Source organism: Bradyrhizobium nanningense, assembly GCF_004114535.1.
Taxonomy (GTDB): Bacteria; Pseudomonadota; Alphaproteobacteria; order Rhizobiales; family Xanthobacteraceae; genus Bradyrhizobium; species Bradyrhizobium nanningense.
In genome coordinates this window covers 1-11,589 of sequence record NZ_LBJC01000015.1, presented here as the reverse complement: position 1 = coordinate 11,589, position 11,589 = coordinate 1, and the positions used below count along the sequence as shown (strand labels likewise).

General features: G+C 60.8%; 11 protein-coding genes and 1 pseudogene. 6 read left to right on the top strand and 6 right to left on the bottom strand.

The window, feature by feature from the left end:
• Positions 1 to 205: 205 nt before the first annotated feature.
• The 3 genes from XH84_RS09820 to XH84_RS09810 all read left to right on the top strand — a co-directional run bounded on the left by XH84_RS09820 (position 206) and on the right by XH84_RS09810 (position 4,649).
• Positions 206 to 1,909, top strand: a complete 1,704-nt coding sequence (locus XH84_RS09820) for a type I secretion system permease/ATPase (protein ID WP_164936114.1) — start codon at positions 206 to 208, stop codon at positions 1,907 to 1,909.
• On the top strand, positions 1,906 to 3,219 hold the full coding sequence (locus XH84_RS09815; protein WP_128918322.1) for an HlyD family type I secretion periplasmic adaptor subunit: 1,314 nt from the start codon (positions 1,906 to 1,908) through the stop codon (positions 3,217 to 3,219). The genes XH84_RS09820 and XH84_RS09815 overlap by 4 nt, the downstream gene beginning before the upstream one ends.
• 815 nt (positions 3,220 to 4,034) lie before the next feature.
• Positions 4,035 to 4,649 carry a transglutaminase-like cysteine peptidase gene (locus tag XH84_RS09810; RefSeq protein ID WP_128918323.1) on the top strand — a complete coding sequence of 205 codons (615 nt, stop codon included), beginning with the start codon at positions 4,035 to 4,037 and terminating at the stop codon, positions 4,647 to 4,649.
• 33 nt (positions 4,650 to 4,682) lie between these two features.
• Here XH84_RS09810 and XH84_RS09805 read toward each other — a convergent pair whose 3' ends face one another.
• Genes XH84_RS09805 through XH84_RS09790 form a run of 4 tightly spaced genes read right to left on the bottom strand, consistent with a single transcriptional unit; the run spans position 4,683 to position 7,905 of the window.
• Positions 4,683 to 5,684: a methionyl-tRNA formyltransferase gene (locus XH84_RS09805; RefSeq protein ID WP_164936113.1), complete on the bottom strand. Its 1,002-nt coding sequence runs from the start codon at positions 5,682 to 5,684 to the stop codon at positions 4,683 to 4,685.
• Positions 5,681 to 6,751 (bottom strand): hypothetical protein, encoded by a 1,071-nt coding sequence (locus XH84_RS09800; RefSeq protein ID WP_245471659.1) that lies wholly within the window; start codon positions 6,749 to 6,751, stop codon positions 5,681 to 5,683. Before XH84_RS09800 ends, XH84_RS09805 begins: the two co-directional genes overlap by 4 nt.
• A gap of 37 nt (positions 6,752 to 6,788) precedes the next feature.
• A complete protein-coding gene (locus tag XH84_RS09795; RefSeq protein WP_128918325.1) occupies positions 6,789 to 7,658 on the bottom strand; it encodes a 2OG-Fe(II) oxygenase in 870 nt (289 codons plus the stop codon).
• On the bottom strand, positions 7,618 to 7,905 hold the full coding sequence (locus XH84_RS09790) for a hypothetical protein (protein WP_128948133.1): 288 nt from the start codon (positions 7,903 to 7,905) through the stop codon (positions 7,618 to 7,620). Before XH84_RS09790 ends, XH84_RS09795 begins: the two co-directional genes overlap by 41 nt.
• Here XH84_RS09790 and XH84_RS09785 point away from each other — a divergent pair.
• Positions 7,905 to 8,123 (top strand): hypothetical protein, encoded by a 219-nt coding sequence (locus tag XH84_RS09785; protein ID WP_128918326.1) that lies wholly within the window; start codon positions 7,905 to 7,907, stop codon positions 8,121 to 8,123. The two genes, XH84_RS09790 and XH84_RS09785, sit on opposite strands and share 1 nt — an antisense overlap.
• A gap of 56 nt (positions 8,124 to 8,179) precedes the next feature.
• Here the strand turns inward: XH84_RS09785 and XH84_RS09780 are convergent, their stop codons facing one another.
• On the bottom strand, positions 8,180 to 8,524 hold the full coding sequence (locus tag XH84_RS09780) for an H-NS histone family protein (RefSeq protein ID WP_128918327.1): 345 nt from the start codon (positions 8,522 to 8,524) through the stop codon (positions 8,180 to 8,182).
• Positions 8,525 to 9,463: 939 nt separating this feature from the next.
• Here XH84_RS09780 and XH84_RS09775 point away from each other — a divergent pair.
• Positions 9,464 to 10,147, top strand: a complete 684-nt coding sequence (locus XH84_RS09775) for a LuxR C-terminal-related transcriptional regulator (protein WP_128918328.1) — start codon at positions 9,464 to 9,466, stop codon at positions 10,145 to 10,147.
• Positions 10,148 to 10,188: 41 nt separating this feature from the next.
• Here the strand turns inward: XH84_RS09775 and XH84_RS09770 are convergent, their stop codons facing one another.
• Positions 10,189 to 10,440, bottom strand: coding sequence for a hypothetical protein (locus XH84_RS09770; protein ID WP_128918329.1), 252 nt, complete (start codon positions 10,438 to 10,440; stop codon positions 10,189 to 10,191).
• 341 nt (positions 10,441 to 10,781) lie between these two features.
• On the opposite strand from XH84_RS09770, the pseudogene XH84_RS41810 reads away from it, so the two are divergent.
• Positions 10,782 to 10,985, top strand: a pseudogene (locus XH84_RS41810) (hypothetical protein); the annotation flags it as partial.
• Positions 10,986 to 11,589 lie beyond the last annotated feature (604 nt).

The window sequence follows — 11,589 nt, the reverse complement described above, 5'->3', positions numbered from 1 at the left end:
GATCCCCCCGCCCGTGAATCTTTATCGAATCTCGATTATGCATTTGTCTGGGCTATGGTCGGCCGGGCGCCGGCTGGCGGACGATGCCGAACTGCCGACGTCGCGGCTCGTCGGCTGGGCAAGACGCGTAGTTGAAGCCCTTCGGCAACGGATCTTCGTCGGCCGTTTCCGGCCGACGGAGGACTATGAGGAGCCGCACTCGGAAATGTCGGCATTTCTGCGGTCTTGCCGCCGGATATTCTGGGCGCTCGCGGCCTTCAGCGGGATGAGCAATCTCCTCATGCTCACCGGCTCGTTCTTCATGCTGCAAGTGTATGACCGGGTGCTGCCGGGGCGCAGCATACCGACACTGATCGCGTTGATGGTTCTGGCCACAGTCCTCTACCTCTTTCAGGGTGGGCTCGACTTCGTCAGGAGCAGGATCAGCGCGCGGGTCGGCCGGTATTTTGATGAACGGCTCGGCATTCGCATATTCGACGCGCTTGTTCGCCTGCCTTTGAAGACCAGGGCCGATGGCGACGGCTTGCAGCCGGTGCGAGATCTTGACCAGGTCCGCAGCTTCCTGTCGAGCGGCGGGCCGACGGCGCTCTTCGATCTGCCGTGGATGCCGATCTATCTCGGCGTTTGCTTTCTCTTTCACTTTTGGATCGGCGTCGCCGCGCTGACCGGCGCGCTGGTGCTCGTCGGCATTACGATGCTCACGGAGACCCGGACGCGGGGGCCGGCAAAGGCATCCTCTCGTCTCGCAGTCTCGCGAACGGCATTGGCGCTCGAGGGCCGACGAAATGCCGAAGTTCTGCAGGCCATGGGCATGCGGCAGCAGGCGGCGTTGCGGTGGCGGGATGTCAACGCGAAGTATCTCGCGGCCCATGAGCGCGCCAGTGATGTCGCAAACAGCCTCGGAGGCGCCTCCAAGATATTCCGAGCGATCCTGCAGTCGCTGGTTCTTGCCGTTGGCGCAGTCCTTGTCATCAACCAGGAATCGACGGCCGGCATCATCATTGCCGGATCGATCCTCAGCGCGCGGGCGTTGGCGCCCGTCGAACTGGCCATTGCGAACTGGAAAGGGTTCGTCGCCGCGCGGCAGTCGGGACAACGGCTCGATGCTTTGCTGAAGCTTCTGCCCAGCGAGGAAGAGCGGCTGGCATTGCCTCCTCCTGTTGAAGCTCTCACCGTCGAGCATCTCTATATTGGCGCTCCGAACTCGGAGAGGCCCACCGTCAATGAAGTGTCGTTCCAGCTGCAGAGCGGGCAGGCGGTCGGAATCATTGGGCCGAGCGGATCCGGAAAATCGACGCTCGTACGAGCGCTGGTGGGTGTATGGCCGTGCATTCGAGGCCGGATACGGCTGGACAACGCCGCGCTCGAGCACTGGTCTTCTGACGCCCTCGGCAAGCACATCGGTTACCTGCCTCAGGATGTCGAATTGTTCGACGGCAGCATTGCGATGAACATCGCGCGGTTCGATCCGCAGGCGACCGCCGCCGCTGTTCTGGAGGCCGCGCATGCCGCGGGCGCGCACGATCTCATCCTTTCGCTTCCCGATGGCTACGGCACGAAAATCGGCGAGGGAGGATTGGCGCTGTCGGCGGGGCAGCGGCAGCGTATCGGGCTCGCACGTGCCTTCTACGGCAAACCGTTCCTGGTGGTGCTCGACGAGCCCTCCTCAAATCTCGACGCCGAGGGCGAGGAGGCGCTGACAGAGGCGATCCTGAACGTCCGTCGCCGCGGCGGGATTGTCGTCGTTGTTGCCCATCGTCCGAAGGCGCTTGAAGCCGTCGACCATGTCTTGTGCCTCGGTGAGGGCAGGGTTCAGTCCTTCGGAAAGAGAGAGGAGGTCCTCAGGAAGGTCTTGCGGAATCCCGTGCCGCTCAAGGTGGTCGCGGAAGCTCAAGGAGGCAACCGATGAGCGGCCAGGTGGAGCCGGCGATGCAATCCATCCAGCGCTACATGATCGTCGGTATGATCATGTTGGGTCTGGTTACTTTTGGGATCGGCGGCTGGGCAACGACGAGCCAATTGTCGGGCGCGGTGATCGCTCAGGGCGTGGTCGTGGTGGATTCCAGCGTCAAGAAGGTTCAGCACGCCACTGGTGGAATCGTGGGAGAGTTGCGCGTGCGCCAGGGCGACCGGGTCAATGCAGGCGACGTCTTGATCCGCCTCGACGAGACGCAGACGCTCGCGAATGCGACGATCGTCACCAATAGCATCGATGAGCTGCTGGCACGGCAGGCGCGTCTCGAGGCCGAGCGCGATGGTGCCGAGCAGGTCGTGTTTCCAAAATTGCTGCTCGACCGGGCCAAGGAGAGCAACTCCGAAGCGAGCCGCGCGATCACTGCGGAGCGGAAGCTGTTCGACCTTCGCCGTCAAGCGAGGAGCGGCCAGAAAGCGCAGTTGCAGGAGAAAAGCGCGCAGCTGGAAAACGAGATCAAGGGCTATACGGGGCAGACCGAGGCCAAGCAGAAGGAAGTCGAATTCATCCGCCAGGAGCTGGAGGGCGTGCGCAGCCTCTGGCAGAAGAATCTGGTGCCGATCACGCGGCTCAATTCCCTCGAGCGTGACTCCGCGCGTATTGAAGGCGAGCGCAGCCAGTTGGCCGGCATGATCGCGCAGTCGAAGGGCAAGATCTCCGAAATTGGACTCCAGGTCATTCAGATCGACCAGGACCTGCGAACGGAGGTCGGCAAGGACCTGATCGAAACGCGCTCGAAACTCTCCGAGCTGGGCGAGCGCAAGACAGCAGCGGTCGATCAGTTAAATCGCGTTGATATCAGGGCGCCACAATCTGGTCGGGTCCACGAGCTCAGCGTCCACACGGTCGGAGGTGTGATCTCTCCCGGAGAGCAAATCATGCTGATCGTCCCTGATGCTGACTCGCTTGCGGTCGAGGTCAAGATCGCACCGAAGGATATCGACCAGGTCTATATGGGGCAGACGGCAACGATGCGCTTTGCTGCGTTCAACCAAAAAACCACGCCCGAAATCGACGGCGAGGTCAGCATGGTCTCGGCAGATATCACGCAGGATCAGCGCGCCGGCACGAGTTACTATACCGGCCGCGTCCTGCTGAAGCCGGAAGAGCTGGCGAAGCTCGGCTCGGCCAAGCTGCTGCCAGGCATGCCGGTCGAGGTCTTCATTAAGACGGCAGGTCGGACCGCGCTTTCATACTTGCTCAAGCCGCTGCAGGATCAGGCGGGGCGAGCGTTCAAGGAGCGCTGAGTTGGTGCAAGATGGCAGCAGCGCTCGATTGCATGTGTTCTGGACCGGCGCCCTTTCCCTGGGCGTCGGCGTCGCGACCAGCTCCGGAAAGCACGGCCGGGCGGTCACAAGCGCCGGAAGCGGACGTGCCGGTCCAACGAGCAGGCGTCTCAATCCGGACCGGCGTCTGCGGCCTGATTTGAAGTATCCGCCGCAGCATCCTGGTTATCGGTACGCCGTGAGAAATCGGGTGGAGCGAACGTGATGAGACCGCCCACCTCGCGGTGAACCGCAGTAAATCGCGCGCCTTTTGATTGGGCGACCGCGCTGCACGGCTGTTTCCTCCAGGAGGGACGACGGGGTGTTCGAACGATCGTCCGCTCAATACGTCCGTTCGCTTGGTATGCAGGCTCATTGCGACGACGAAGCCGAGTATTGAAGCTTCAGCTCCGAGAATGACGAGTAGCTCGACCGGCATTTGAGATAGGTCCTGCCCGAGAAAGCCTGTTGGACGGTTTGGCGCCCGTGAATATTTAAATCAACACAAAAATATATCGGGGACAAATTAATTGTACGTCGCGTGGTGCGGGGCCAGCGTCGCGCCGTGCCGCCCATGCTTTCTCCGAGCGCCCATCGAGGCTGTCTCGGCTCCATCCCTCCTATTCGTTCCCACCTGTCCTTGCAGGGCCCTCAAGGCGTCGCGGTCGTATCTTTTGCAACCGGCCGCCGATTTAATATTTATTGCCATTTAAATCAACTGGATTTACAAATAAATGATTAAATGATGTTTTGGGTGGTCAGGCGGCTCGCCGGCTGGCGTACGGAGGGGGCGGTAGATGCAGCGAACCTCGGGTCCGGTCATCGCCGCCGCCATAGCGATCGTGATCGGGGGCGTCCAGTGGGCGCGTGCGGCATTGCTGGTCATGCCAAGGGCTCCCCGAGCGGACCTTGCACACATCGAGCTGGGGCGTCCCGCTCTTCCGCCCCTCACTTATACGGTGTTTTGCCTGCGCTATGAGGCCGAATGTCGCCCACGACGCTTCTTCCGCGGCGGACCGATCCGGTTGACTGAGAAGCGATGGGCGGACCTGTGGGACATCAACCGTTCCGTCAATCTGGCGATCGAGCCGGTTCGCAACGAACTTGGTATCGCGGGCGAGGCTTGGACACTCAACCCCGCACGTGGCGACTGCAACGATTACGCGGTGAGCAAGCGCCATGAGCTGCTTCGGCGCGGATGGCCCGCGCGTGTCCTGCTATTGAGCGAAGTCGTCGTCAGTTCCGGCGAACATCATCTGGTACTCCTCGTGCGTACCAAGAGCGGCGATCTCGTCCTCGACAATCTCACGCCACAGATCAAGCCGTGGCTGCGGACGCCCTATCGCTGGGTTCGCGTGCAAAGCCCGGGGCGCGACGGGCTGTGGGTCACGATTGGACGAGAAGGGGTGTGAGCCTCGATCCGCCTTTGGCAAGAACGGTTGCGCTCACTCGTGAGCGTATTCGAGCTGCTCGAGCGAGGCGAGCCTCTCTTCAAGCGCGACGATCCGGCGAAGAAGATCGAGCCGAGATAGACCCAGGGTGGCGCGCGTCGATCCGATGACGGCAGCGGCAGGACATGGTTGCTCGGAATTGGGAGGAAGGACGCTGAGCATGCGCAGGACGCCGTCACCGGTCAGCACATCCACCCAGCCTTCGGAAGGTGACCGTCCTACGATCCGGCCTGGTACGCGGCCGATATAGCAGGGAGCATCACGCCGCGGCGAGGCGTTGGTGATGACGAGCCGCTGCCCGTCAAGGTGGGTGAAGGCACCGGGAAATGGCGGCGTCAAGCCGCGGATCAGCCGATCAATGGCGTCGGTAGGCTGCCGCCAATCTATTTCTCCATCTTCCGCAACACGGGCACAGCCATAGGAGACATGGTCGGAATCTTGGGACGTGCCTTGGTAGCCGGTGATCGCACGTACAACGACCCCGCCGAGCTCACGTTCCTGAATAGCGTTAAGCCGCTCGTAGAGCGCGGTGACCGTGTCGTTCGCGCCGATCGGGATCGCCTGCTGAAACAGCAGATTGCCACCGTCAAGCTCCGGGATCACGAGATGAATGCTGATGCCGGCAGTCGTCTCGCCATTGATGATCGCCCAGTTGACGTTGGCGCGACCGCGATAATGCGGCAGAAGAGAATAGTGAACGTTGACGAAGCGACACAATGTGAGAATGTGCGGCGGAATGATCCGATCGAACGAAGAAATCACAACGGCCGCCGGGCGTGCGTCCGCGATTGCTTTCTGCAGTTGGGCCAATTCCTTGAGCTCCGCGACTGGGATGCCGCGGTTGTTCGCAAATGACCTCAGTGCGCCCGCGTCGGGCTGGTCCGGCTTCCGGAAGATCTGGACCACGCGGCACCGCGCCGCCAACGAGCGAAGCGCCGTGAAGCCGGTCGGTCCGTCCGCGAGGAGCACGACGTTGGGCTGCAGTGGCTCCGTCATGTCACCGCCGGCCATGGTACGAGCTGGGCGAAGCCATCCCGTGTAACGGCACCGCCGCGGGAAACCCATTCGGCCGCGCGCAAGCCGCCAGTCTGCAGCCGTACGATCGGCTCGGGACCAATCTCCGACAGCAGAATGCCCATATGGCCCTGTCCGACCGATTGCGTGGGCCAGACCGCGAGGCCATTGGCGGCCAACGCTGCCCGATCGATGTCGCCCCAGAACTGCACGACTACGGTGCCGGGTGGGGCGCAAGCGGCCAGATGCGCGGCCTCCGCCTCGCCGACGCGCGGCATGTCTGCAGGCTGCAAGGCGACAACGAAGGCGTCCCATGCGCCGGGAAGGACCGCCGCAACGTTGTTGAACGTCTCGACGTTCGCCCCCAGGCTCGCCAGCCCGTTGTGCAGCGGGGAGAGGAAGTCATTGTCGCAGAGTAAGCCGATTCTGTTGCCAAAGACCGCCAGACCACAGTCGTGCAGCTGCTTGACGGCAAGCGGGCCAAGGAATGAGAAGACATCGACGGCGGGGTGCCGCTCGTTGACGCCGACCACTGGGATCTTGCGCCGGGCACACGCTTCGATATCCAGGTCCTCACGACGAAATTCCCAAGCCTCGAACATCAAGGCAATCACGGCGTCGTCGCGCAGCTGGGCGATCAGCCCAGCCGTGAGAGGACGAAGGTGGCCACTATTGGTCACGATGTCGACGTTATGAAGTACCTCAGGACTGACCTTCTCCAGAAACTCGATGCGATCAGCGACCCCAAGAGGGGCCGCGAGCTCCAAAGTCTCCCGTTTGGCATCGGACACGGTCCCATGGCGGCCAGATTTGGTGAACGCGTAGACGTGCTTGGCTCCGGCCATTGCAGCAAGGACCGGGGTCACGGCATACGCGCCGGTCGCGGCTTCGGTCAGCACAGTCATTCCCGACATGTCCAGTCCCGTTTCAGCGAGCGCGCGCTTCATCAGCATTCGCAGTCGAATGGGCGAGAAGCCTGGACTGCGAAGTGCGCTCGCATTCGCATCGACAGATCGCAGTTGCGCGACTGAGGTCTTGGTCGCGGTCATTGATGGGTCTCGCTGTTGTCGCTGAACGATGCCGGCTTCATGGTGTTCTCGACCGGTGCGCGCTGGATATCCAGTCGCGCGCAGACCGAAGCATGTTATAGAGCGGATCGGGTATGAGCGCGCGCAGGTGATCAGGCCAACTCATTCGCTCGATCCATTGATCTTCGCCGGGGCGCGCGGCCCAATACCGCACGCGGCGCTCGCCCGATGCCGCAACGCGGCGCGTCGTCGTGTAGTAATAGGATGCGACCGATAGGCGCGTTCGACCAGGCGGGCAGCTGACCGGATCCGGAAGGCCGTGGAGGGTGGCGCCGTGCGTCTCCCAGAGGATCATGGTGTTGAACCGCGGGAAGATACGGCATCCAAGCGCTGACATGTCCGCAGGCCACAATTCCAGGCTGCCGCCGTAAGCTTCGGGCCAATCCCGATTGAGATAGATGAGCAAATTGACCCGGTGGAACAGCCCGGTCGTCGGGTGAACCTCGAAATCGCGGTGAATCTTCGTGAAGCCGCCCGGAGGCGTTCGATGCACCCCCGCAAATTTGTGCGTCGGATCGGAATGGAGATCGTGAACGCCGGTGACTGCCGAAATGAATTCTCGGAAGCGGGCACTGTCCACCAGGTTCAGCAGATGCTGGGTGGCCGGCCCCAATCCATCCGATACCTCTTGCTTCACCAGGCGATCGGTGTTCGTGGTAATCAGATGGGTCTCTTGGAGGGCAGCGCATTCGGCCGCGACCATATCCAACAGCTTCTCGGGAAAGGCGTCATTGACGACAATGTGTGGCCAGGGTTTTGCACCTACGTATTCGGCGCGCAGGGTGCTGGCTCGGGCAAAGAGGCCGCCCAACGAGTGAAGCTGGAGATCAGCATGCAATTCCGCAGATTCCCGCAGTGCCTGGGACATTATCCGGCCCGCCAACTGGCTCTAAATTAAATTTAATATTATCGCTCCAAAAATTAAATGTCAAAATAAATAGCTCAACGAACTTGCAGGTTCCTGCAGTTTGGCGCGACAACAATGAATCTGCTGTTCCACCCTCGGTCCAAATCTGGTGCCGCAAAATTAAAAGTCCGAAATTATCATATTTAATTTGAAGGGTGGCAATTGCAGCATTACCTTGAACGAGGGCTGGATTAGCAGGACGAGCCAATGACCCATCTCGATGAAGGCGATGATCGTCGTGAATTCTTGAAGAGCTGCGGAAAATTTGCCGCCGTTACCCCGCCGACCATGACGCTGTTGCTCTCCACCTCGCTGACCTCAGCCGCGATAGCCAGTTCAGGCGGCCGCATTGTGCGCGGCAACAATGGTTTCGGCAATGACGGCGGTGACGGCAGCCCTAACGGGAAAGAGGATCGTGACCGCTAATTCTGCGGTCCAACGGGCAGCCGCAGGTATATAGGCCGCCGCAGCGGGGCCGGGGTTCAGCCGGCCCGGCGGCGCCTTGGTGCGGACGATCGATCGATAAGGAGATCATTTAGCTTCTTCCCGGCTCGAAGTTGAGCTTTCAGCCATCGGGGCTGCTTGCCGCGACCGGACCAAGTCTCGGAGGGATTCTTCGGGTTCTTATATTTCGGCAGCACGGGGGGGTAGGGGCGGCGAGGACGTTCCTGGTCCTCGGTCGCAGCGGCCGTCCCCTCAATCTTGCGCAGCCGCTCTTCAAGCTTGGCCTTCTCCGCGGTCATCCGCCGACCAAGAACGGTCGTGACCTCATCGTAGAGTCGCCACAGCTCGGCTGTGGGCATGGATGCCCAATCCTCGTTCTCCATGGAAGCCGTCCCCAATTACCTCCGAACCGAAACAGGAGGGGGATTATCAGGTCAAACCGGGGTCCGGCAAGCAAGATCCACTCGCGCGCCTGCAGCGATCTGCAACGTGGTGGTCGGAGTTACGGGCTGAGCCCGTGCATTCGAACAAGTGGCCGCCTCCCAAGCGCCCTCCGCCTTTGGGCTCGTGGTCGCCTGGGCGCGAGCAATCGCTGCTCGGCCTTCAACACGCGGCTACGTAGGTTCTGCAATTCAGTAAATTGAACGATGAGGGCTTGATGAGTTTGACGCAATACAGCCGAAGAATACATGTGAATACCTACTCATTGCCAACGATGCCTCCTGCGACCCGTTCATTGAAGGTGCTGAATTGAGGAAGATACACCTCCAACGTGGGTGAGCAGCTTTCATCGGTGCTAGACGAGCTGCGAACAGACGCAGCAGCTATTTTCGGAGTTATTTGCCCAGCTTTGCTTTGATGAATAGTATTACTTTTCTCCCTTTCAGAAGCGAGGGGTCTCCCAATCGCCTCGCTTTTGCTAAAACTGCGTCGAATGTTAGATTTGAATCGTGAAGATCCCAATATATCATTCGTAATAACGACGCGAACGAGGTTAATTGGATGTGACCATAATGCTAGGCGACCAATCGGCACGGCGATGACATTTTCTGAGCGAATCTCTCGATCTAATCTGCCCAAAGTCGACTAAGGCGCGGTTCTTGCATTCGGGATTTCCGGACCTCAATTTTGCGGGAAGCACCGCATTCTTACGGTGCTGCGCGCATTCGCTGCCCAAGTTACGGTAGCGCGACGTTGCCGGACAGTCCAAGACTTGACGGCGCGGCGTTATAGTCGAGCGGACTGGTTTTCCTCGCGTATTTGAAAAGAGAGTCTTGGATTAAACGGCTGCACGGGGGGTGTCAGCAATAGGCAGGGGCAACATGCGCCGCATCAGAATTGTCATTGCGGATCGACATCCGATCGTCTTGCAAGGCATCAGGAGCGTTCTTGCGATGCATCGTGATTTTACGGTCGTTGCGTCGTGCAGCGATGGTGCAAGCTGCATCGAGGCAATCCAATTCCTTGTGCCGGACGTCGCGCTTGTCGATGCTGCACTGCCAGACGTCAGTCGACAGCAGATTCTTGCTCCTGCAAACGCTGTAAATCCAGGGATGCCGATAATCTTCTTCGGGACCACGCGCGACCGTGACTTACAACGGCTGGCCTTGGACGGCGCCTGCATCGTCCTCCCGAAAGACGCAATTCCGGAGATGCTGGTCGCGACCCTGCGGGAGGCTGCGCAGGGCCAAACAGCGGTCTCGCCGAGCGCCGGGCAGGCCAGCGAGGAGCCCCGCGCCGGTGACCAGGCCCTGACACAACTCACGGACCGGGAGCGTCAGATCGTGCGGCTCGTGTCGGAGGGTCTATCGAATAAAGCGATCGGGCGTCGGTTGAACCTTGCCGATGGTACGATCAAGGTCCACCTCCATCACATCTTCCAGAAGCTGGATATCAGCAATCGCACACTGCTTGCGGCATTGGCGATTTCGCGAAGCGAGCTGCATGCAGCGTCACGTGAGCCGAAGCCTCCCGATCTGTTACAGCAGGATCTGCTCGGGGAGTAACGGGGCGGCTCGCGCTTCCGGAGCGTGCGCCAAGCGGCGGGCTATCGCGGCGCCAGATGCTCAATTGTGCTGCGGCAGGCCCCCTCGGCCTCGGCTAACGTTCGAAAGGGCGAACCGCCAATCTTGATTGCGGCCTGGTTCTTGTAGAGCGGACGCCAGCTCGCCAGGTAGCCGGTGCGGCCGTGAAAGCCCGGACCTCCGGGGCTTCCAAAACTGATCACGAACGAGAAGCCGGCGCTGCTCGCGCTCCAGATCTCCATCTCGCCCAGGGACCGGTGGAATTGCAGCGGCATCGCAATGATTCCATTATAGTCGAAGCTGCGTTCAATTGCATTAAATTCAGAATAACTATATTAAATGCTGAACGCAACCCGAAATCGCGCGCGAGCGACAGGAGTGCCCGGAAGTCGAGGGGCGAGCCCGGAAATTACCGGCGATCTGACTGCGGCGCACGTTCAGCAACGTCATTTAGGTAAAGAAAATTACTGGTTGAAATGGTGTTTAATATATAATATCATGGATTGAATTTTTAAATCGAGGAGTGCGAATCGTGACCCGGGACGGCAACGAAGACGATGACCGGCGAGCGTTTTTAAAGACCTGCGGAAGATTTGCGGCCGTGACACCCCCAGTGATGACTGTGCTTCTATCCACGTCTCTGACCTCAAGAGCCATTGCAAGTTCGGGCGGCCTGCGTGGAGTGACGCAGAACGAGCGGGGGCCGTCGATCTTCGACAACGATCGGCCGTCCGCGGCGGGGCCGGGGAGTTCCAGCGGCGGAAGCTCCAGCGGCGGGTCATCAGGAGGTGGGGGAGCGCCTGGCGGCGGCTCCGCTGGATCATCTCGCGTCGCAGCGACATCCGGCGGTGATGGCGGATCCGGTGGTGGCGGCGGATCCGGTGGTGGAGGCAATGCCAAAGGGCCTTTCGCAACCGGCGGCGGCTCTGGAATTCCCAGCGCCGATGGTGGGGTCGATTGCGCCGACGAAGAGAACGAGGAAAGGCGCAAGGCCGACTGCCCCGGAGCTGGTACTCGGATTTCCAGTGTAACCGGATCGGGCCGGTAGGAGTCTTTCTCAGCAGCGTATGCGTCCGTGGGCGGCTGTATGGCGAGGTAAGGCTGGGCTCCTGATCCGGAGTGCCAAACGGATCAGGAGGCGCGTCATGAATAGCCCCGTTCAAGCCGGCGATCCCAGGGCTCTGCTTCGAGAGCGTCTCGAAGCGCTTGTCTCCCAACTGGCGGAGCTTGAGAAGCTGCGAGAGTGGGTAAGTCGAGAGGAGAATCGTCAGCGCGAGCTGCGCGAGGCGGGTAGGTCGCATAACCCAGCTCGGTCCGTGAGCGGTCGTTGTGATCGTGTCCCGTGGCGTGGTGTAGCTGGCGGCGGGTCACCGCGTTCACCGGCAAGAGCCGGGCCGGTCAGCTGGCGATAGCCGGAAGACTGA

What these genes read in the sequence shown, in the direction of transcription:
- XH84_RS09820 (WP_164936114.1), top strand. Translation starts at nt 206, where the DNA reads ATGTCGGCATTTCTGCGGTCTTGCCGCCGGATATTCTGGGCGCTCGCG.
- XH84_RS09815 (WP_128918322.1), top strand. Translation starts at nt 1,906, where the DNA reads ATGAGCGGCCAGGTGGAGCCGGCGATGCAATCCATCCAGCGCTACATG.
- XH84_RS09810 (WP_128918323.1), top strand. Translation starts at nt 4,035, where the DNA reads ATGCAGCGAACCTCGGGTCCGGTCATCGCCGCCGCCATAGCGATCGTG.
- XH84_RS09805 (WP_164936113.1), bottom strand. Translation starts at nt 5,684, where the DNA reads ATGACGGAGCCACTGCAGCCCAACGTCGTGCTCCTCGCGGACGGACCG.
- XH84_RS09800 (WP_245471659.1), bottom strand. Translation starts at nt 6,751, where the DNA reads ATGACCGCGACCAAGACCTCAGTCGCGCAACTGCGATCTGTCGATGCG.
- XH84_RS09795 (WP_128918325.1), bottom strand. Translation starts at nt 7,658, where the DNA reads ATGTCCCAGGCACTGCGGGAATCTGCGGAATTGCATGCTGATCTCCAG.
- XH84_RS09785 (WP_128918326.1), top strand. Translation starts at nt 7,905, where the DNA reads ATGACCCATCTCGATGAAGGCGATGATCGTCGTGAATTCTTGAAGAGC.
- XH84_RS09780 (WP_128918327.1), bottom strand. Translation starts at nt 8,524, where the DNA reads ATGGAGAACGAGGATTGGGCATCCATGCCCACAGCCGAGCTGTGGCGA.
- XH84_RS09775 (WP_128918328.1), top strand. Translation starts at nt 9,464, where the DNA reads ATGCGCCGCATCAGAATTGTCATTGCGGATCGACATCCGATCGTCTTG.
- XH84_RS09770 (WP_128918329.1), bottom strand. Translation starts at nt 10,440, where the DNA reads ATGCCGCTGCAATTCCACCGGTCCCTGGGCGAGATGGAGATCTGGAGC.